Consider the following 20899-nt stretch of genomic DNA (forward strand, 5'->3'; position numbering starts at 1 on the left):
TCACCACAGGCTGGCACACCGCGACCTTCCCCCGTAAAAGTCAGACTTTTAAGTTTGAACACGTCAGGCCAGCAATCCCGCTCCGATCGAGGACTTCTTGAAGATGAGCACGCAGACACCGGACACCTTCGAATGGACCGAACTCGACCGGCGTGCCGTCGACACCGCCCGCCTGTTGGCGGCCGATGCCGTGCAGCAGGTCGGGAACGGGCACCCGGGCACCGCGATGGCCCTGGCGCCGGCGGCATACACGATCTTTCAGAAGGTGATGCGTCACGACCCCGCCGATCCCGAGTGGACCGGTCGTGACCGCTTCGTCCTCTCCCCCGGGCACACCTCGCTGACGCTCTACACCCAGCTCTACCTCTCCGGGTACGAGCTGGAGCTCGACGACCTCAAGGCCTTCCGGACCCACGGCTCCAAGACGCCCGGCCACCCCGAGTACGGGCACACCGCCGGCGTCGAGACCACCACCGGGCCGCTCGGCCAGGGCGTCGCCAACGCCGTCGGCATGGCGATGGCCGCCCGCTACGAGCGCGGCCTGTTCGACCCCGAGGCCCCCGAGGGCGAGTCCCCCTTCGACCACACCGTCTGGGCGATCGTCTCCGACGGCGACCTGGAGGAGGGCATCTCCGCCGAGGCCTCCTCCCTCGCCGGCCACCAGAAGCTCGGCAACCTGGTCTTCGTCTACGACGACAACCACATCTCCATCGAGGGCGACACCGCCACCGCGTTCTCCGAGGACGTGCTGAAGCGGTACGAGGCCTACGGTTGGCACACCCAGCGCATCGAGCCCGGCGCCGACGGCGACATCGACGTACCCGCCCTGTACGCGGCCCTGAAGGCGGCCCAGGCCGAGACCGAGCGCCCCTCGATCATCGCGATGCGCACGATCATCGCCTGGCCCGCCCCGAACGCGCAGAACACCGAGGCCGCCCACGGCTCGGCGCTCGGGGCCGACGAGGTCGCCGCCACCAAGCGGGTCCTCGGCTTCGACCCGGAGCAGACCTTCGAGGTCTCGGACGAGGTCATCCGCCACACCCGGCTGGCCCTGGACCGGGGCGCCGAGGCGCACGCGGCCTGGGACAAGCAGATCTCCGTGTGGCGCGGTGAGCAGCCCGAGCGGGCCGAGCTCTTCGACCGGATCGTGGCCGGCCAGCTCCCCGAGGGCTGGGAGTCCGCGATCCCGGTCTTCGAGGAGGGCGGCTCCGTCGCGACCCGTGCCGCCTCCGGCAAGGTCCTCCAGGCGCTGGGCCCGGTGCTTCCCGAGCTGTGGGGCGGTTCCGCCGACCTCGCCGGCTCGAACAACACCACCATCGACAAGACGAGCTCCTTCCTGCCGAAGGGCAACGCGCTGCCGGAGGCCGACCCGTACGGCCGTACGATCCACTTCGGGATCCGCGAGCACTCCATGGCCGCGGAGATGAACGGCATCGCGCTGCACGGCAACACGCGGATCTACGGCGGCACCTTCCTGGTGTTCTCCGACTACATGCGCAACGCCGTGCGCCTGTCCGCGCTGATGCAGCTGCCCGTCACCTACGTCTGGACGCACGACTCCATCGGCCTCGGCGAGGACGGCCCGACCCACCAGCCGGTCGAGCACCTGGCGTCCCTGCGCGCGATCCCGGGCCTGAACGTCGTGCGCCCGGCCGACGCCAACGAGACCGCGATCGCCTGGGCCGAGATCCTCAAGCGGCACGCCACGAATCCGGCCCCGCACGGCCTCGCACTCACCCGCCAGGGTGTCCCGACGTACGCCCCGAACCCGGACGCGGCCAAGGGCGGGTACGTGCTCCGGGACTCCTCCACGGAGATCCCGGACGTCGTCCTCATCGCCACCGGCTCCGAGGTCCAGCTCGCCGTCGCCGCTCGGGAGCAGCTGGAGGCGGAGGGGGTGGGCACCCGGGTGGTGTCGATGCCGTCCGTGGAGTGGTTCGAGGAGCAGCCGCGGGAGTACCGGGAGCGCGTCCTTCCGCCGTCCGTGCGAGCCCGCGTCGCGATCGAGGCCGGCATCGGTCTCACGTGGTACCGCTTCACAGGTGACGCAGGACGCATCGTCTCCCTCGAGCACTTCGGCGCCTCCGCCGACGCCAAGACCCTGTTCGCCGAGTACGGCTTCACCCCCGAGAACGTCGTCGCGGCCGCCCGGGAATCCCTGGCCGCCGCGCGTGGTTGATCCGACCGCCAGAAAGAAGATGATCACTGTGACCGAAGCGACCGCTACCGCGGGAGCACTCAAGCGCCTGTCCGACCAGGGCGTCTCCATCTGGTTGGACGACCTGTCGCGCGGGCGGATCGAGTCCGGGAACCTCGCCGAGCTCGTCGCCACGAAGCACGTCGTCGGCGTCACCACCAACCCGTCCATCTTCCAGGCCGCCATCGGCTCCGGAGCGGGCTACGAGGAGCAGTTGAGCGACCTCGCCACCCGGGGCGTGACGGTCGACGAGGCCGTACGGATGATGACCACGGCCGACGTCCGTGCCGCCGCCGACGTGCTGCGACCGGTGTTCGACGCCACCGGCGGCCGGGACGGCCGGGTCTCCATCGAGGTCGACCCGCGTCTCGCCCACCAGACGGCGGCGACGATCGCCGAGGCCAAGCAGCTGGCCTGGCTGGTGGACCGCCCGAACGTCATGATCAAGATCCCGGCGACGAAGGCGGGCCTCCCGGCGATCACCGAGGTCATCGGCCTCGGGATCAGCGTCAACGTCACGCTGATCTTCTCGCTGGAGCGCTACCGCGAGGTCATGGACGCCTACCTGGCCGGTCTGGAGAAGGCGGCCGAGAAGGGCCTCGACCTCTCCACGATTCACTCCGTCGCCTCTTTCTTCGTCTCCCGGGTCGACTCCGAGATCGACAAGCGGCTCACCGTCCTCGGCACGGATCAGGCCCTCGCGCTCAAGGGGAAGGCGGCGCTCGCCAACGCGCGGCTCGCCTACCAGGCGTACGAGGAGGTCTTCGCCGGGGAGCGCTTCAACTCCCTCGGCGGCGCCCGCGCCAACAAGCAGCGCCCGCTGTGGGCCTCGACCGGCGTGAAGGACCCGTCCTACAAGGACACCCTCTACGTCGACGACCTGGTCGCCCCCGGCACGGTCAACACCATGCCGGAGGCCACGCTGAACGCCACCGCCGACCATGGCGAGATCACCGGCGACACGGTGACCGGCGGCTACGCGCAGGCCCGCGCCGACCTGGCCGCCGTTCAGGCGCTGGGGATCTCGTACGACGAGGTCGTGCGGCAGCTGGAGGACGAGGGTGTCGCCAAGTTCGAGGCGGCCTGGCAGGAGCTGCTTGACGCCGTCACGAAGTCGCTGAACAGCAAGGGAGTTGACGCGGAATGACCATCACCGCCGACTGGGAGAACCCCCTGCGCGACGAGCGCGACCGGCGTCTGCCCCGGATCGCCGGGCCCTCCGGGCTCGTCATCTTCGGTGTCACCGGCGACCTGTCCCGCAAGAAGCTGATGCCGGCCGTCTACGACCTCGCCAACCGCGGCATGCTCCCGCCGGGCTTCTCGCTCGTCGGGTTCGCCCGCCGGGACTGGGAGGACGAGGACTTCGCGCAGATCGTGCACGACTCCGTGCGCGAACACGCGCGGACCGAGTTCCGTGAGGAGGTCTGGCAGCAGCTCGCCGAGGGGATGCGGTTCATCCCGGGCGACTTCGACGACGACACGGCGTTCAAGCAGCTGCGCCAGACCGTCGAGGACCTCGACAAGGCCCGCGGCACCAGCGGCAACTACGCCTTCTACCTCTCCGTACCGCCGAAGTTCTTCCCGAAGGTCGTCCAGCAGCTCAAGAAGCACGGGCTGGCGAACGCTCCCGAGGGCTCCTGGCGGCGGGCGGTCATCGAGAAGCCGTTCGGCCGCGACCTGAAGAGCGCCCGCGAGCTCAACGCGCTCGTGCACGACGTGTTCGAGCCGGACCAGGTCTTCCGCATCGACCACTACCTGGGCAAGGAGACCGTCCAGAACATCCTGGCGCTGCGCTTCGCCAACCAGATGTACGAGCCGATCTGGAACCGCTCGTACGTCGACCACGTGCAGATCACGATGGCCGAGGACATCGGCATCGGCGGCCGGGCCGGCTACTACGACGGCATCGGCGCCGCCCGTGACGTCATCCAGAACCACCTGCTCCAGCTGATGGCGCTCACCGCCATGGAGGAGCCGGCCGCCTTCGACGCCGAGTCGCTGCTCACCGAGAAGCTGAAGGTCCTCAGGGCCGTGAAGCTGCCGGAGGACATCGGCAAGCACGCCGTGCGCGGGCAGTACGCGGGCGCCTGGCAGGGCGGCGAGAAGGTGCTCGGCTATCTGGAGGAGGACGGCATCGACCAGTCCTCCACCACGGACACGTACGCGGCCATCAGGCTGAACGTGGACAACCGACGCTGGGCGGGCGTCCCCTTCTACCTGCGCACCGGCAAGCGGCTCGGCCGCCGGGTCACCGAGATCGCGGTCGTCTTCCAGACGGCCCCGCACTCGCCCTTCGACTCCACGGCCACCGAGGAGCTGGGCTCCAACGCGATCGTCATCCGGGTGCAGCCGGACGAGGGCATGACGGTCCGGTTCGGCTCGAAGGTGCCGGGCACCTCGATGGAGATCCGGGACGTGACGATGGACTTCGCCTACGGCGAGTCGTTCACCGAGTCCAGCCCGGAGGCGTACGAGCGACTCATCCTGGACGTCCTCCTCGGGGACGCCAACCTGTTCCCGCGTCACCAGGAAGTGGAAGAGTCCTGGAAGATCCTCGACCCGATCGAGGAGTACTGGGCGAACCACGGCCGTCCGGCGCAGTACGCGTCGGGTACCTGGGGACCCGAGGAAGCCGACGAGATGCTCGCACGAGACGGACGGAGCTGGCGCAGGCCATGAAGATCGACCTGACCGACACCACGGCAAGCAAGATCAACAAGGCGCTGGTGCAGGGTCGCCGCGCCATCGGAACCCCCGCTGTGGGCATGGTCCTGACGATGGTGATCGTCACGGACGAGGAGAACGCCTACGACGCGATCAAGGCGGCCGAGGAGGCCTCGCACGAGCACCCCTCGCGCACCCTGGTCGTCATCAAGCGGCACGCCCGCACCGCCCGTGACCGGATGGCGTCCAAGCTGGACGCCGAGGTCCGGGTGGGCGCCGACGCCGGCACCGGCGAGACGGTCATCCTGCGGACCTACGGCGAGGTCTCCGACCACGCCGACTCCGTCGTGCTGCCGCTGCTGCTGCCCGACGCGCCGGTCGTCGTGTGGTGGCCGGTGGACGCGCCGGAGAACCCGGCGAAGGACCCGCTGGGCGCGCTGGCCCAGCGCCGGATCACCGACCTGTACGCCGTCGAGAACCCCCTCGATGTCCTGGCGGCCCGGGTCCGCTCCTACGCGCCGGGCGACACCGACCTCGCCTGGACCCGGCTGACGCCGTGGCGCTCGATGCTGGCGGCGGCCCTCGACCAGGCCCGCGCGGAGATCATCTCCGGGGCCGTGGAGGCCGAGGCCGACAACCCCGCCGCCGAACTGCTCGCGCGCTGGCTGGAGGCGCGGCTGAAGGTGAAGATCGACCGCGTGGTCAGCGACGGTCCGGTCGTCACGGCCGTCCGCCTGGGCACCGCGAACGGCGAGGTCGTCATCGACCGTCCCGAGGGCCCGCTGGCCACGCTGTCCCTGCCGGGCCAGCCGTCGCGCACCCTCGCGCTGAAGGTCCGCTCCACCTCCGAACTCATCGCCGAGGAGCTCCGCCGCCTCGACGCCGACGAGATGTACGCCGTGGCCCTGCGGGGCGAGGGGGGGTCCGATGGATCCGGCCGGTCCTGAGGGGCCGTACCTCCCGGTGACCGGCGACGCCGCGGGGGGTACTCCCCGCGGGGCAGTGCGTGCCGGGCCCCGTCCCGCCGGAAAGATCCATCAGACGCCCCCTCCGGGCACCAAGGAGATCCCTGTTCATGTCTGACTCCCCTCTTCTGACGCGTCGCCCCGAGTGGACGGCCCTGGAGGACCACCGAGCCGAGCAGCACGCGCATCTGCGTGAGCTGTTCGCCGAGGACCCGGGGCGCGCGGAGCGCTACGTGGTGCGCGTCGGCGATCTGCGCATCGACTACTCCAAGCACCTGATCACCGACGAGACCCTGGCCCTGCTTCAGGAACTGGCCGGCGCCACCGACGTGTTCGGACTCCGCGACGCCATGTTCCGGGGCGAGCGGATCAACCTCACCGAGGACCGGGCGGTCCTGCACACCGCGCTGCGGGCCCCGGCGGGCGCGGTGGTCGAGGTCGACGGCGAGAACGTCGTGCCCCGCGTGCACGCCGTCCTCGACAAGATGAGCGACTTCGCGAACCGGGTCCGCTCCGGTGAGTGGACCGGCCACACCGGCAAGCGGATCAAGAACGTCGTCAACATCGGCATCGGCGGCTCCGACCTCGGCCCCGCGATGGCGTACGAGGCCCTGCGGGCCTACACGGCACGGGAGTTGACCTTCCGATTCGTGTCCAACGTGGACGGCGCCGACCTGCACGAGGCGGTACGGGACCTGGACCCGGCGGAGACCCTGTTCATCGTCGCGTCCAAGACGTTCACCACGATCGAGACGATCACGAACGCCACCTCGGCCCGCACCTGGCTGCTCGACGGCCCCGCCGGACTCCACGACGACAAGGCCGTCGCCAGGCACTTCGTCGCCCTGTCGACGAACGCCGAGAAGGTCACGGACTTCGGCATCGACCCGGACAACATGTTCGAGTTCTGGGACTGGGTCGGCGGCCGCTACTCCTACGACTCGGCGATCGGCCTCTCCCTGATGATCGCCATCGGCCCGGACCACTTCCGGGAGATGCTCGACGGCTTCCGGATCGTCGACGAGCACTTCCAGAACGCCCCGGCCGAGGCCAACGCCCCGCTGATCCTCGGCCTGTTGGGCGTCTGGTACGGCAACTTCCACGGCGCCCAGTCGCACGCGGTACTGCCCTACTCCCACTACCTGTCGAAGTTCACCGCCTACCTCCAGCAGCTGGACATGGAGTCCAACGGCAAGTCGGTGGACCGTGACGGCAACCCCGTGGAGTGGCAGACCGGACCGGTGGTGTGGGGCACGCCCGGCACCAACGGGCAGCACGCCTACTACCAGTTGATCCACCAGGGCACCAAGCTCATCCCGGCCGACCTCATCGGCTTCGCCCGCCCGATCGACGAGCTGAGCGACGAACTCAAGGCGCAGCACGACCTGTTGATGGCCAACCTGTTCGCCCAGGGGCAGGCGCTCGCCTTCGGCAAGACCGCCGAGGAGGTGCGCGCGGAGGGCGTGGCCGAGGAGCAGGTGGCCCACCGCACCTTCCAGGGCAACCACCCGACCACGACCATCCTGGCGCGCGCGTTGACGCCCTCGGTCCTGGGCCAGCTCGTCGCCCTCTACGAGCACAAGGTGTTCGTCCAGGGCGCGATCTGGAACATCGACTCCTTCGACCAGTGGGGCGTCGAGCTCGGCAAGGTCCTCGCCAAGCGCGTCGAGCCCGCCCTGACCGAAGGCGCCGAGGTTCCCGGCCTCGACCCCTCCACCACCGCCCTCGTGGCCGCCTACCGTGAACTGAAGGAAGTGCTCTGACATGACAGCGATGCAGCTCGGCCTCATCGGCCTGGGCAAGATGGGCGGCAACATGCGCGAACGCATCCGCCGCGCCGGCCACACCGTCGTCGGCTACGACCGCAATCCCGAGGTGTCCGACGTGGCGAGCCTCGCCGAGCTGGTCGACAAGCTGGAGGCGCCGCGCACCGTGTGGGTGATGGTGCCGGCCGGCGCCGCCACCCAGTCCGTCGTGGACGAGCTCGGCGATCTCCTGTCACCGGGTGACACCGTGGTCGACGGGGGCAACTCCCGCTGGACGGACGACGAGAAGCACGCCGAGGAGCTGGGCGCCAAGGGCATCGGCTTCGTCGACGCCGGTGTCTCCGGCGGTGTGTGGGGCCTGAAGAACGGCTACGCGCTCATGGTCGGCGGCGACAAGGAGCACGTGGACCGGCTCCAGCCGATCTTCGAGGCGCTCAAGCCCGAGGGGCCGTACGGCTATGTCCACGCGGGCAAGGTGGGCGCCGGGCACTTCTCCAAGATGGTTCACAACGGCATCGAGTACGCCATGATGCAGGCGTACGCCGAGGGCTGGGAGCTGCTGGAGAAGGTCGAGTCGGTGGACAGCGTGCGGGAGGTGTTCCGCTCCTGGCAGGAGGGGACCGTCATCCGCTCCTGGCTGCTTGACCTCGCGGTCAACGCCCTCGACGAGGACGAGCACCTGGACAAGCTCAAGGGCTACGCGGAGGACTCCGGCGAGGGTCGCTGGACCGTGGAGGCGGCGATCAACAACGCGGTGCCGCTGCCCACGATCACGGCGTCGCTGTTCGCCCGGTTCGCGTCCCGCCAGGACGACTCCCCGCAGATGAAGATGATCGCGGCGCTGCGCAACCAGTTCGGCGGGCACGCCGTAGAAGCGAAGAAGTAGGCGCGCCGTGGGGGATCTCCTTCTGGTCCGCCACGGTGAGACGGAGTGGAGCGTGTCGGGACAGCACACCAGCTGGACCGACCTGCCCCTCACCCAGCACGGCGAGGAACAGGCCAAGTCACTCGCTCCGCTCCTCTCGGACCGGACCTTCTCGCTCGCGCTCACCAGTGAGCTGGACCGCGCGATACGCACCGCCGAACTGGCGGGCATCACCGGGGCCTTGACCGACCCCGACCTCCACGAGTGGGACTACGGCGCCTACGAGGGCGTCACCACCGTCGACATCCACCGCACCCGGCCCGACTGGAACCTGTGGACCGACGGGGTCCCGCCCGGCCCGGACGGACACCCCGGCGAATCCCCTGAGGACGTCGGCCGCCGCGCCGACCGGGTCCTCACCCGGGTCGACGCCGCCCTCCCGGACGGAGACGTGGTCCTCGTGGCCCACGCCCACTTCCTGCGGGTCCTGACGGCCCGCCGGCTGGGGCTGCCACCGGCGGACGGCCGGCTGTTCCAGCTGGCTACCGGGACGGTGAGCCGTCTTTCGACGGAACACGACCGCCCGGTGATCGCGGAGTGGAACACGAGGGCCTAGCACGGCAGTTGTGGACGGCCCGGGAGCTCAGGCTCCCCGGCCGTCGTCGTCCGCGGGCCGGTTGACACCGTGACGTGCGCGATGGAGAGTCACGGCTGATGGAGATCGACAACCTGACCCCGGCCGAACTGCGGGTGTGGCGTGCCTTCCCCCGGGGAGAGGCCGTGGACTTCCGGGTGGCGGAGGACGAGGACGTGGCGGGCGGCGCCGAGTGGGGCGCCGAACGGACCGTGCGGGCTTCCGTGCTGCGGGCGCTGATGCTCAACGGACCGCAGGAGGACGGGGAGATACCCGCCCTCAAACTGGCGGGCGCCCGGATCACCGGTGTGCTCGCGCTCCAGTACGGGACGGTCGACCACGCCGTACGGCTCAGCCACTGCCACTTCGACGACGTACCGGTGCTGTACGGCTGCCGGGTACGCCAGTTGAACCTCAGCGACTCCGTGCTGCCCGGACTGACCGCCGCCACGCTGCGTGTGGAGGCCGTGCTGCGGCTGACGGGCTGCCTGGTGAACGGCCCGGTGCGGCTCGGCGGGGCGCGGATCGCCGGGGCGCTGTTCATGGACCGGGCCGAGATCGTCGCGGACGAGGCCGCGGAACCCGCGCTCCAGCTCAACCACATGAGCCTCGGCGACGATCTGTGGGCGCCGGGGCTCCGCGTGCACGGCGAGATCCGCCTCAACGGCGCCACCGTCGCCGGTTCCGTCAACCTCAACGACGCCCGGCTCAGCCACCCCGGCGACATCGTCCTCGACGGGCAGACCCTGGTCGTGGAGGGCGACGTCCATCTGCGCAGGGCGCACACCTTCGGCTGGGTCGGCCTGCGGGGCGCCCGGATCGCGGGCCGCCTCGACTTCTCGTACGCGCATCTGTCGAACCCGGGCGACGCGGCGCTCCGGGCGAACAGTTCCACCATCGGGGAGCTCTGGCTGCGCAAGGGGCCGCCCATCCAGGGGACCCTCAGCCTGCGCCGCGCCCAGATCGACGACCTGTTCCTGGAACCCGAAGTGGTGCCGGAGGAGGTCCAGTTCAACAAGCTCGTCTACACCTCGCTCACGCCCCAGGAGCCGGCCGAGCGCCGCCTGCCCATGCTGGAGCGCGACCGCGAGGGCTATGTCCCGCACGCCTACGAGCAGTTGACCGCCGCCTACCGCCGCATCGGCGACGACCGGGCCGCCCGACTGGTCCAGCTCGCCAAGCAGCGCCGCCACCGCGCCACGCTCGCCTGGTACGGACGCCTGTGGGGCCACGTCCAGGACGCCACCGTCGGCTACGGCTTCCACCCCCTGCGGGCCTGCGTCTGGCTGCTCTCCCTGCTCGCCGTCGGCACGCTCGCCTACGGCCTGCACCACCCGCCGCCGCTCAAGGCGGACGAGGCCCCCCACTTCAACGCGCTCTTCTACACCCTCGACCTGCTGCTGCCGGTGATCTCCTTCGGCCAGGAAGGCGCCTTCGCCCCGCAGGGCTGGTACCAATCACTGTCGTACGCCCTGGTCATCGCGGGCTGGATCCTGGCGACGACGGTCTTCGCGGGTGTCACTCGGACCGTCAACCGCCAGTGAGGCGGGGCTACTTGGGGGCGCCGACCACGCCCGCCAGTTCCGCGATGTCCGCCAGCATCCGCGCCGCGTCCGGCTCCCGCCCCGTGAACAGCCGGAACGCGTCGGCGGCCTGGAAGACGGCCATGCCGCCCCCGTCCAGAGTGGCGCAGCCGAGCGCGCGAGCGGTGCGCAGCAGTTCCGTCTCCAGCGGGCGGTAGACCACCTCGGCGACCCACAGCCCGGGGTGGAGCAGTTCGGCCGGCAGGGGCAGGCCGGGGTGGGCGGCCATGCCGGTGGGGGTGGCGTGCACGAGGCCGTCGGCGTCGGCGAGCAGCGGGGCGAGCCGGTCCGGGCCGGCCGCGGCCGCGCGTCCCTCACCGAAGTGCCGGTTCAGGGCGGCGGCGAGGTCGGCGGCCCGGTCGGCGAGCGCGTCGACGACGGTGACGCGTCCGGCGCCCAGGGTGAGCATGGCGTGCGCGACGGCCGCCCCCGCGCCCCCCGCCCCCAGCTGCACGACCCGCTCCAGGGGCACGTCGGGCAGCCCGCGCGCGAAGGACGCGGCGAAGCCGGTGACGTCGGTGTTGTGTCCGGTCGTGCGGCCGTTGTCGAAGACGACGGTGTTCACCGCGCCGAGCGCCTCCGCCTGCGGGGCGAGCGCGTCCAGGTGCCCGATGACCAGCTGCTTGCACGGGTGGGTGATGTTCAGCCCGTCGAAGCCCAGGTCCCGGGCGGCCCGCACCAGCTCGCCGACCCCCTCGGGGCCCGCACCCAGCACGTCGATGTCGATGAGCCGGTACACATAGCGCAGGCCCTGCCGGTCCGCCTCCCGCTCGTGCAGCGCCGGGCTCAGCGAGGGGCCGATGCCGGCGCCGATCAGTCCGACGAGAAACGAGTCCCTGGCCACGCGGACCTCCCAGTCCAAAGCTAATGTACGAACCAGTACGTTAGCTATATCAGCCGACAGGTCGCCGGGGAAGAGCCGGACGGCGCCTTCTAGAATCTGCGGCACCGGCCGCCCACTCGAAGGAACCCGATGACCAGCGTCGACGAACCGGCACGACCAGGCGGGCGGATCCGCGACGCCGCCCGCACCCAGGCCGAGATCCTCGACGTGGCGACCCAGGAGTTCGCGCGGGCCGGCTACGACGGCGCCCGCGTCGACGAGATCGCCGCCCGCACCCGCACCACCAAACGGATGATCTACTACTACTTCGGCGGCAAGGAGCAGTTGTTCACGGCCGTCCTGGAGCGGGCGTACGGCGTGATCCGGGAGGCCGAACAGGAGCTGGACGTCGAGCACCTGGACCCGGTCGCGGCGATCCGGCGCCTCGCGGAGGTGACCTTCGACCACCACGAGCAGCACCCCGACTTCATCCGCCTGGTCAGCATCGAGAACATCCACGGGGCCGAGCACATCGCCGCCTCCGAGAAGCTCGGCAGGATCGGCTCCCCCGCACTCGACGTGATCGGCCGCATCCTGGCCTCGGGGCGGGAGTCCGGCCTGTTCACGGCCGACGTGGACGCGGTGGACCTGCACGCGATGATCAGCTCGTTCTGCTTCTTCCGGGTGGCCAACCGGCACACCTTCGGCGCGCTCTTCGGCCGCGACCTGGTCGCGCCGGAGCAGCGCGAGCACTACCGGGCCATGCTGGGCGACATGGTGATCGCCTACCTGACGGCGGACCGCGCGGCGGACTGATCCGGCACGTCCGGACCCCTTGACACCCAGGAAGCGCGGGCGCACGATCCTCGGCAACCGCTACTAACTACCCAGTGGGTTAATTAGCTGGGTAGCTCCCGGAGTCCCCCGAAGGAGCAACGCCGTGTCCGTCCCCGCCGAAGCCGTCGGGCAACCGAAAAAGGCCGCCACCGCCGCCTGGATCGGCAGCGCCCTGGAGTACTACGACTTCTTCATCTACGGCAGCGCCGCAGCCCTGATCTTCCCGAAGGTGTTCTTCGACGAGTCCGACCCGGCCACCGCGACCCTGCTGTCGCTGGCCACGTTCGGTGTCGCCTACGCGGCCCGGCCGGTCGGCGCCCTCTTCCTCGGGCATTTCGGCGACCGGGCCGGGCGCAAGAAGATCATGGTCTTCACGCTGATCCTGATGGGCCTGTCGACGTTCCTCATCGGCTGTCTGCCCACCCGCCACCAGGTCGGCACCCTCGCCCCGGTCCTGCTGGTGCTGTGCCGGGTCCTCCAGGGCATCTCGGCGGCCGGAGAGCAGGCCAGCGCCAACTCCATGAGCCTGGAACACGCGCCGGCGCGCCGACGGGGCTTCTTCACGAGCTTCACCCTCAGCGGCACCCAGGGCGGCCAACTGCTCGCCACCCTGGTCTTCCTGCCGGTCGCCGCGCTGCCCGAGGACCAACTGCTGTCCTGGGGCTGGCGCGTGCCGTTCTGGCTGAGCGTGGTGGTCGCCGTGGTCGGTTTCGTGATCCGCCGCAAGCTGGACGAGACACCAGCCTTCGCGCAGCAGGCCGCCTCCGAGGGCGTCCCGAAGCTCCCGCTGGCGGTGCTGCTGCGGGAGCACTGGGCGGACGTGCTGCGGGTGATCGGGGGCGCGCTGATCGCCTCGGTCTCCACGATCTTCACGGTGTGGGCGCTGGCGTACGCGACGAGCGACGCGGTCGGGATGAGCCGTTCCTCGATGCTGTGGGTGGGCGCGCTGGCCAACCTCGTCGCGCTCGCCGCGATCCCGGCGTGGGCCACGCTGTCGGACCGCGTCGGCCGGCGCCCGGTCTTCCTGATCGGCGCGGCGGGCAGCGCGGTGACGATGTTCCTCTACCTCTGGGCGATCTCCACGGGCAACTACCCGCTGACGCTGCTGCTCGGCATCGTCACGTTCGGTGTCGTCTACAGCGCCGCGAACGGCGTCTGGCCGTCCTTCTACGGCGAGATGTTCTCCACCCGGGTCCGGCTGTCCGGCATGGCGATCGGCACGCAGATCGGTTTCGCGGTGGCGGGTTTCGCGGTCACCTTCGCGGCACGGATCGCGGGCCCCGACGGCACCGACTGGTCCTCGGTGGCCCTGTTCACCGCGGCCCTGTGCGTCCCGCCGGTGATCGCCGCCCTGACGGCCCGCGAGACACACAAGGTCCCCACGGAGGACCTCGGCTCACGTGCGCCCCGGGAGGCGTCCCGCCCGGCGAAGGTGACGGCCTGACCCTGCCCCCTCCCTGCAGGCACGGGGGGCTCGGGCCTGCCCGCCCGCTGCGCCTACCCGTTCGACCAGCCCCGCGTGCACAGCACCAGCCGGTACCCGTCCGGGTCCGCCACCGTGACGCCCCACTCGTTCCAGTACGGGTTCGGCGACCGCACCTGTCTGCCGCCGTGGGCCTCCAGGCGGGCGACGAGGTCCTCCGGCACCGGACCGTCGACGTAGATCACCAACAGGTCCTCCTCGGTGGGGCGGGGTTCGACGGGGCTGCCCTGCTCCTGGACCAGTTCCAGGTGCCAGCCGGCGTCCGGCCATCCCAGCATCAGGAGGTCGTGCTCACCGGGCTCGGGGCCGCCCTCGGCCCGCCACACGACACCCAGGCCGAGCCCCTCGACCCAGAACCGTTCGGCGACGGCCAGGTCCCGGGAGGGGCGGGCGACGCGGATGTGGCTGCGGCCGTTGACGGGCATGCTGACCTCTTCCCTCGGTGTGCCGGTCAGCGTAGGCAGCCGCCGGCCCCCGGGACATCGGCCGTCCGCCCTGCGCCGCTGGTCGTAGGACCGACGGGCCCCAGGGGCGCGGGGAACTGCGCGACCAGCCACATCGCACCCGCACCCCGACAACCGAACCCGGCACCCCCCTGGGCGCCCCGCCCAAGCCGGTCAGCCGCCGATCGCCCCGACGGGAATCCCGTACGCCCGCTCCACCCGCAGCCGCAGCACCAGCCGCCGGTCCCGGACCATGGCCGCCCGGTAGTCGTCCCAGTCGGGATGTTCGCCCTGGACGTCCCGGTACAGGCGGACGAGTTCCTCGACCGTGTCGTCGTGCGGGTCCTGCGCCACCGGGGTGAGGTCGGCCGTGCCCTCGGCGACCGTGTAGGCCCACCGGTCCGACGTCGTCACGTGGTACGAGGCACGGGGGTCCCGGCGCAGATTGCGGGTCTTGGCACGGTCGTCGGTGAGGGAGACCCGGATGATCCGCTCGTCGGGGTAGTAGGCGTGGGTGACGTTCGACAGCTGGGGGCGGCCGTCGCGCTTGAGGGTGACCAGCACCCCGCCGTGGCTCTCGGAAAGCAGCCGGAACAGTGCGTCCTGCGTCGCGTCATCGGTCATGACACGATCAACCGGCCCGGCCGCACCCCGCATTCCCCCCACCGCGGAATCCCGGCCGACCCGCGGCTCGCCGTGGTTTTCTGAGCGACGATGATGTCTGAGGTGGTCGGGACCGGGTATGTCGGTCCCCACCTCGACGGATGCGCGACGGAGGAAAGCAATGGCACAGCTTCGGCAAGAGGTCGATCCCGGTGAGGTGGGGCTGGACGCGAAGGCGCTCGACCGCCTGGACCAGCACTTCGCCCACTACGTCGACGAGGGCCGGATGCCCGGCTTCCTGGTGTCCGTCGCCCGCGGCGGCCGCGTCGCCCACCTCACCGCGCACGGCCACCGTGACCTCGCGGCCCGACTTCCGGTCGAGGCGGACACCCTGTGGCGGATCTACTCGATGACCAAGCCGGTCACCGCCGTGGCCGCCCTGATCCTGGTGGAGGAGGGCCGGCTGTCGCTGGACGACCCGGTCGCCGAGTATCTGCCGGCGTTCGCGCAGCCCCGGGTCTACGTGGACGGCTCCGGCGACAGCCTCACGACCCGCCCCGCGGACGGTCCCATCCTGGTCCGGCATCTGATGACCCACACCGCGGGCCTGACCTTCGCCTTCTACCACTCCCACCCGGTCGACGCCCTCTACCGCGAGGCCGGACTGGACTCGTCCGTGCTGCCGGGCTCGGACCTCGCCAAGACGGTCGACGTGTACGCGAGCCTGCCGCTCCAGTTCGAACCGGGCACCCAGTGGAACTACTCCGTCGCCTCCAACGTCCTGGGCCGCGTCATCGAGATCGCGTCCGGCCAGACCCTCGACACGTTCTTCGCCGAGCGGGTCCTCGGCCCGCTCGGGATGACCGACGCCGGGTTCTGGGTGACGGACGAACAGGCGGACAGGCTCGCGGAGTTGTACGGCGAGAAGGACGACGGCACCATCGAGCCGGTCCCCGGACTGCCGCTGCGGGGCCGCCCCCGCCTGCTGTCCGGCAGCGGCGGCCTCGCGGCATCGGCGTACGACGTCCACCGCTTCGCGGAACTGCTGCGCCGCCGCGGCGAACTGGACGGCACCCGCCTGCTGTCCCCCGAGACCGTGGACCTGATGACCTCCAACCACCTCCCGGGCGGCGCCGACCTGCGTGCCTTCGGCACCAAACCGGCCCACGACGAGCCCGGCAACGACGGCGTCGGCTTCGGCCTCGGCGTCTCCGTGGTGATCGACCCCGCCCGCACCCTGGCGCCCTCGACACTCGGTACCTACGGCTGGAGCGGGGCGGCGTCCACGACCTTCTGGGTCGACCCGGGCCGCGATCTGACCGTGCAGTTCTTCACCCAGGTGCGCCCGAAGTCGCTGAAGCTCTTCCCCGACCTCAAGCGGCTGGTCCACGAGGCCGTCACGGCGTAGGCGCCTACTGATCGACCCGCAGGGTGAAGTGCACACCGCCGCGGGCGAGTTCGCCCAGCCACTGCTCCGAGCGGTCTGCGGTCTCCGCCGCGCGGTTCAGCCCTGCCGGGAGGGAGCCGTCCAGGATGTGGCCGACGCCCAGGGCGAGGGTCCGGGAGACGCAGCGGGCCATGGCGCTGTCCTCCTCGTCACCCACCAGGTCGAGCAGATAGCCGCCGGACCAGGTGCGGCCGTCCTGCGCGCGCACGTCGAGGGAGACGGCGAGGACGACCCGGTCGCGGTCGGTGTCCGTCGTGGGGTACCTGGCAGCCAACTCCTGGGCCAGGGCGGCGATCCGGGTGTCGTCGCCGGTCCTCAGCTCCTCGAAGACCGGCTCCCAGGCGCGCAGCCAGCCGTCCAGCCGCAGGGTCCCGCGCACGAAGGTCCGCGGGGTCCAGGCGTCCGGCAGTCCGTACTGCTCGACGAAGGGCACGCTGTCACGGTTGGGGTAGACCTCGAAGGTCTCGCCGTCGACGACATGGCGCCGGGTCGCCTCCCAGGGACGCTCGGCGGTGGTCGGGGTGCCCTGGTCGATGTAGCGGGCGGGCGAGCGCAGGGCGTTCAGGACTCCGGCGGGGGCCCAGCTGAAGCGGTACCTGAAGTCGTTCGGGACGGCGGGCACACCACCGCAGTAGGAGGTGAGGCCGTACGACGCCGGTGTCGCGTCGCCGATCGCCTCGCGGGCCCGGGCGACGAGGCCGTGGGCGAAGAGGTGGTCGATGCCCGGGTCGAGGCCGGCCTCGGTGAGGACCACGAGCCCGGCCTTGTGCGCCATGGGCACGTGTTCGAGGACGGCGTCGGACACATAGCTGGAGCAGGCGAAGTGGGCGTTCTCGCGCACGCACGCGGCGAGGATCCCGGCGTGCTCGGGGGCGGGCAGCATCGACACGACGACGTCCCCGGGGGCCAGTTCGGCCGCGAGCGCGGCGAGCGTATACGCGCGGGGCGCGGCCCGTCCGTTGATACGCAGCCCTTCGAGGGCCTCTTCCGCCCGCTCCTCCGTGCGGTGCCACAACAGCACACGGTCGGCCGTGTCGCACAGTGCGGCCAGACCGCTGCCGGTGGAGAGTCCGGCGCCGATCCAGTGGACGGTGCCGCTCGCGGGAACCAGGTCAGACACGGCGGAACTCCCCTTCGTCGATGCCGAGTTCACGGCACGCCTGATGGAACCGGTCCAGGCAGCGCGCCCAGGGGCCGCCGACCCCGAACTCCAGCAGCAGGGGCAGCAGCGATCCGGAGAACCCGACGCTGGACTCCTCGGGGAGCAGGGACGGCAGGTTGTCGATGGCGATCAGGTCGAGCGGGGGTTCCTTGTGCAGCCGTCGGACGGGCTCGGCCCACTCGGTGGTGCGGTCGTAGACCGGCAGGACGTTCAGGGGCGAGCCGACGTCGCAGGTGACGTCGGAGAGGGTGCGCAGCCGGCGGGCCGGGTCGTCCAGGTCCGCCTCGCGGACGAAGGGCGGGATCGGGCTGGTGGCGAGGACGCAGTTCACCAGCACGTCGTGGGCGAGCAGGGCGGGGCGGTCCAGGTCGCGGGTCTCGTCGAGGTCCCAGCAGGTCGGCTCGACCCCGGCGGCCCGCAGCGCGACGCGGGCGCCCCGGCCGCTGCGCCCCAGGGCTCCGATCACCAGGGCCGTGAACTCCTCGTCCCCGGCGACGGGCCGCAGCGCCTCCTGAAGTTCTTCCTGCGAGGTGGGCGTGAGGGGGGCGGCCAGCCTCCCGCGGTGCTGGAGCACGGCCAGGGCCGCGCCGAGGTAACCGGCCCAGTAGCCGAAGGCGGCGAGCCTGCGGCCGTGGTCGTCGACCAGGTACTCCAGGTCGAGGAGGGCTCCTCCCCCGGCGGCGAACCGGCGCAGCAGCTCCTCGGCGCCCGGCTGCTCCTTGTACGCGTGCCCGAAGAAGACGTGCCGGTGCGTCAGGGCGGCGGGCTCGTCGGGGAGTTCCTTGAGGCCGACGACCACGGCGTCCTCGGGCGCCCGGGAGGCCCAGGAACCCGCGGGGGCGACACGGCAGCCGACCGCCGCGTACTGCTCGATCGGGAAGATCCGCTGCGGGGACTCCTCGACGGTCAGCGTCACGCCGCTGTCGACGAGTCGCCGGGCGTCGGACGGCACGAGGGGCGTGCGCCGCTCGGTGGAGCGGACCTCGTGGCGCAGCCACAGATGGAGCTCGGTCATACGCGGTTGGCCTCCGGGCGCGGGGCGTCGGCCGCGAACCGGCCGGCGCTGAGCGGGCTGATGTCCACGAAGGGTACGCGGCCGAGGTACAGGTCGCGGACGACCTCGCCGACGGCCGGTCCCTGGAGGAAGCCGTGGCCGGAGAAGCCGGTCGCGTACAGGAAGCGGGAGACCGAAGTCGCCTCGCCGATCAGGGCGTTGTGGTCGGGAGTGATCTCGTACAGGCCGGCCCAGCCGCCGGTGCGGCGCAGGTCGAGGAGAGCGGGGGCGCGGTGCTGCATGGCCTCGGCCAGGCGGGGGATCCAGCGGTCGTGGGTGGCGGTGTCGAAGCCGGGTCTCTCGTCGGGGTCGGACATGCCGAGGAGGAGGCCGGGGCCCTCGCGGTGGAAGTAGAGGCTGCTGGTGAAGTCGATGGTCATGGGGAGGCCGGGCGGCAGTGCGGCGACCGGTTCGGTGACCGCGATCTGGCGGCGCAGCGGCTCGACCGGCAGGTCCACGCCGACCATCGCGCCGACGGCCCGCGACCAGGCACCGGCCGCGCAGATCACCGTGCCGGTGGCGATCCGGCCCCTGGTCGTCGTCACGGCGGTGATGTCGTGGCCGTGCCGTTCGATGCCGGTGACCTCGGTGTGCCGGAGGATCGTCAGGCCGTGGCGGCGGGCGTCGGCCGCGTAGCCGTACACCACGGACTCCGGGGTGCAATGGCCGTCCTCGGGCGAGAAGGCGGCGGCGAGCAGGCCGTCGGTGGTGATGAGCGGGGACAGCCGGCGCGCCTCGGCCGGGTCGATCATGCGGCTCGGGACGCCGAGGCTGTTCTGGAGCCGCACGCTCTGCTCGAAGGAGGCGACCTCCTCGGGCGTCGACAGCAGGAACAGATATCCGACCCGGTGCAGGCCGATGTCCTGTCCTGTCTCCTCCCCGAACCGGCCGAACGCCTCCAGGCTGCGGGCCCCGAGCCGGATGTTGAGCTCGTCGGAGAACTGCGCCCGTACCCCGCCCGCCGCCTTCGAGGTGGAGCCGGAGGCGAGCTCGTCCCGCTCGACGAGCACCACGTCCCGTACGCCCGCGCGCACCAAGTGGCGGGCGATGCTCGTCCCCATGACCCCGCCGCCGATGACGACGACCTCGGCCGTGCGCGTGCTCACCGGCGCTCCCCCTCGGCCGCCCGCACCACGACGCGGGCGGCGGCCGCGTGCTGGTGGACGGTGTCACCGGGGGCGGCCCGGGCCACGGCTCGTCCGGTCGATACGTCACCCAGGCCGACGAGACCGGTCGCCGGCCCCGTCCGGAGCACGCCCCCGACCGACCCGGCGTGCTCCGCCGCGGTCGCCGGGTCGTTCACGACGACGGCCGCCGATCGCCGTAGGACTCCGGTGTCCGCCTCCCGGCGGGTTGCCTCGAAGGCGCCCCCGCCGACCACCGTGCACCCGGACGCGGGCGACGTCCCGCGCAGCACCGGTGTCGTACTCGGCGTGCGGGCAGCGAGCAGGCAGGCGCCCGCCATCGCCTCCTCGGTGTCCCCGGGCGCCTCGCGCGCGCGGGCGATCCCCCGCCCCCGGGCCTGAGTGCCCAAGCCCAGAACGGCGAGGTAGGTGGTGTCGGGCACGGCGGCACCGCGGCCGGCCACCAGGTCGCCCGGGGCCGCGTCGCGCGGGCGCGTGACCCGCTGTCCGGGGAGGAGGACGTCGTCGGTCATTCCCTCTTCCTGTCCGGATCCGGCCACCCGGAATCCGCCCGACGATCAGGACAGGTGGGCCACCGCGTCCAGATGGGGCAGGACGTGGTCCAGTCGCTCCCGCTTGGTGCGCAGATAGGTGATGTTGCTCTCGCACGGCGTGATCAGCAGCGGCACCGTCTCGGTGACCTCGATACCGTGCCGTTGCAGCGCCTCGCGCTTGCGCGGGTTGTTGGACATCAGGCGGACCGAGTTCACGCCCAGGTCGTGGAAGATGCCGGCGGCGACACCGTAGTCGCGGGAGTCCACCGGCAGACCGAGCGCGAGGTTCGCCTCGACGGTGTCCAGGCCCTCCGCCTGGAGCGCCATCGCGCGCAGCTTGGCGAGCAGGCCTATGCCCCGGCCCTCGTGGCCGCGCAGATAGACGACGATGCCGCTGCCCTCCTTGACCACGGCCCGCAGCGCGGCGTCCAGCTGGTCACCGCACTCGCAGTGCTGGGAGCCGAAAGCGTCACCGGTCAGGCACTCGGAATGCAGCCGCACGAGGACGTTCTCCGCGTCGATGTCACCGTAGACCAGGGCGACCTGTTCGTCACCGCGGTCGTGATCGAGGTAGCCGACCGCCTGGAATTTCCCGTACACGGTGGGCAGCGGGGCATTCACCACGCGTTCCACCCCGGTGCGCTGCGGTGCCTTCTTGCCGAGTACGCCAACGTAATCTGTCATGATCTGTTTCC

Annotated in this window: 19 protein-coding genes; 11 read left to right on the forward strand and 8 right to left on the reverse strand. The window is 71.3% G+C overall.

Going from position 1 to position 20899, the window contains the following annotated elements; genetic code table 11:
• The first annotated feature begins 103 nt into the window (after positions 1-103).
• From tkt to D1369_RS06285, 8 genes are all read left to right on the forward strand, one after another.
• Positions 104-2179 (forward strand): transketolase, encoded by a 2076-nt coding sequence (gene tkt / locus D1369_RS06250; protein WP_037902041.1) that lies wholly within the window; start codon positions 104-106, stop codon positions 2177-2179.
• Positions 2180-2198: 19 nt separating this feature from the next.
• Entirely contained in the window at positions 2199-3344 is a 1146-nt protein-coding gene (tal, locus tag D1369_RS06255) for a transaldolase (protein ID WP_007385998.1), read from the forward strand.
• The gene (gene zwf / locus D1369_RS06260) at positions 3341-4876 is read left to right on the forward strand and encodes a glucose-6-phosphate dehydrogenase (RefSeq protein ID WP_007385997.1); all 1536 of its coding nucleotides are present in this window, start codon (positions 3341-3343) and stop codon (positions 4874-4876) included. The genes tal and zwf overlap by 4 nt, the downstream gene beginning before the upstream one ends.
• Positions 4873-5808: a glucose-6-phosphate dehydrogenase assembly protein OpcA gene (gene opcA / locus D1369_RS06265; RefSeq protein ID WP_007385996.1), complete on the forward strand. Its 936-nt coding sequence runs from the start codon at positions 4873-4875 to the stop codon at positions 5806-5808. Before zwf ends, opcA begins: the two co-directional genes overlap by 4 nt.
• Before the next feature lie 128 nt (positions 5809-5936).
• Positions 5937-7589, forward strand: a complete 1653-nt coding sequence (gene pgi / locus D1369_RS06270; RefSeq protein ID WP_007385995.1) for a glucose-6-phosphate isomerase — start codon at positions 5937-5939, stop codon at positions 7587-7589.
• Positions 7590-7599: 10 nt separating this feature from the next.
• The gene (gnd, locus tag D1369_RS06275; protein WP_007385994.1) at positions 7600-8478 is read left to right on the forward strand and encodes a phosphogluconate dehydrogenase (NAD(+)-dependent, decarboxylating); all 879 of its coding nucleotides are present in this window, start codon (positions 7600-7602) and stop codon (positions 8476-8478) included.
• 7 nt (positions 8479-8485) lie between these two features.
• Complete coding sequence (locus tag D1369_RS06280) at positions 8486-9073, forward strand: histidine phosphatase family protein (protein WP_007385993.1); 588 nt, start codon at positions 8486-8488, stop codon at positions 9071-9073.
• A gap of 98 nt (positions 9074-9171) precedes the next feature.
• Positions 9172-10635: a hypothetical protein gene (locus tag D1369_RS06285; RefSeq protein ID WP_037902038.1), complete on the forward strand. Its 1464-nt coding sequence runs from the start codon at positions 9172-9174 to the stop codon at positions 10633-10635.
• Positions 10636-10642: 7 nt separating this feature from the next.
• Here D1369_RS06285 and D1369_RS06290 read toward each other — a convergent pair whose 3' ends face one another.
• Positions 10643-11518: a shikimate dehydrogenase gene (locus tag D1369_RS06290; RefSeq protein ID WP_007385991.1), complete on the reverse strand. Its 876-nt coding sequence runs from the start codon at positions 11516-11518 to the stop codon at positions 10643-10645.
• Positions 11519-11647: 129 nt separating this feature from the next.
• On the opposite strand from D1369_RS06290, the gene D1369_RS06295 reads away from it, so the two are divergent.
• Together D1369_RS06295 and D1369_RS06300 are read left to right on the forward strand one after the other, a co-directional pair.
• The gene (locus tag D1369_RS06295; protein ID WP_007385990.1) at positions 11648-12313 is read left to right on the forward strand and encodes a TetR family transcriptional regulator; all 666 of its coding nucleotides are present in this window, start codon (positions 11648-11650) and stop codon (positions 12311-12313) included.
• A 124-nt stretch (positions 12314-12437) separates the two neighbouring features.
• Positions 12438-13778 carry an MFS transporter gene (locus D1369_RS06300; protein ID WP_007385989.1) on the forward strand — a complete coding sequence of 447 codons (1341 nt, stop codon included), beginning with the start codon at positions 12438-12440 and terminating at the stop codon, positions 13776-13778.
• A gap of 53 nt (positions 13779-13831) precedes the next feature.
• Here the strand turns inward: D1369_RS06300 and D1369_RS06305 are convergent, their stop codons facing one another.
• Both D1369_RS06305 and D1369_RS06310 read right to left on the reverse strand, forming a co-directional pair.
• The gene (locus D1369_RS06305; RefSeq protein WP_037902035.1) at positions 13832-14242 is read right to left on the reverse strand and encodes a VOC family protein; all 411 of its coding nucleotides are present in this window, start codon (positions 14240-14242) and stop codon (positions 13832-13834) included.
• Positions 14243-14434: 192 nt separating this feature from the next.
• Positions 14435-14884 carry a PPOX class F420-dependent oxidoreductase gene (locus tag D1369_RS06310; RefSeq protein WP_007385987.1) on the reverse strand — a complete coding sequence of 150 codons (450 nt, stop codon included), beginning with the start codon at positions 14882-14884 and terminating at the stop codon, positions 14435-14437.
• Between the two features lie 160 nt (positions 14885-15044).
• On the opposite strand from D1369_RS06310, the gene D1369_RS06315 reads away from it, so the two are divergent.
• Positions 15045-16271: a serine hydrolase domain-containing protein gene (locus D1369_RS06315; protein WP_007385986.1), complete on the forward strand. Its 1227-nt coding sequence runs from the start codon at positions 15045-15047 to the stop codon at positions 16269-16271.
• Positions 16272-16275: 4 nt separating this feature from the next.
• Here the strand turns inward: D1369_RS06315 and D1369_RS06320 are convergent, their stop codons facing one another.
• The 5 genes from D1369_RS06320 to ribA are packed head-to-tail and all read right to left on the reverse strand — an operon-like array spanning position 16276 to position 20888.
• Positions 16276-17430, reverse strand: a complete 1155-nt coding sequence (locus D1369_RS06320; RefSeq protein ID WP_037902031.1) for a saccharopine dehydrogenase family protein — start codon at positions 17428-17430, stop codon at positions 16276-16278.
• The gene (locus D1369_RS06325; RefSeq protein ID WP_007385984.1) at positions 17423-18487 is read right to left on the reverse strand and encodes a saccharopine dehydrogenase; all 1065 of its coding nucleotides are present in this window, start codon (positions 18485-18487) and stop codon (positions 17423-17425) included. The genes D1369_RS06320 and D1369_RS06325 overlap by 8 nt, the downstream gene beginning before the upstream one ends.
• Complete coding sequence (locus tag D1369_RS06330; protein WP_007385983.1) at positions 18484-19632, reverse strand: FAD-binding oxidoreductase; 1149 nt, start codon at positions 19630-19632, stop codon at positions 18484-18486. Before D1369_RS06330 ends, D1369_RS06325 begins: the two co-directional genes overlap by 4 nt.
• Entirely contained in the window at positions 19629-20183 is a 555-nt protein-coding gene (locus D1369_RS06335) for a hypothetical protein (RefSeq protein ID WP_118082321.1), read from the reverse strand. Before D1369_RS06335 ends, D1369_RS06330 begins: the two co-directional genes overlap by 4 nt.
• A gap of 45 nt (positions 20184-20228) precedes the next feature.
• Positions 20229-20888, reverse strand: coding sequence for a GTP cyclohydrolase II (gene ribA / locus D1369_RS06340; RefSeq protein WP_007385981.1), 660 nt, complete (start codon positions 20886-20888; stop codon positions 20229-20231).
• Positions 20889-20899 lie beyond the last annotated feature (11 nt).

This window comes from Streptomyces sp. CC0208, from assembly GCF_003443735.1.
In the GTDB taxonomy this organism is placed as follows: domain Bacteria; phylum Actinomycetota; class Actinomycetes; order Streptomycetales; family Streptomycetaceae; genus Streptomyces; species Streptomyces sviceus.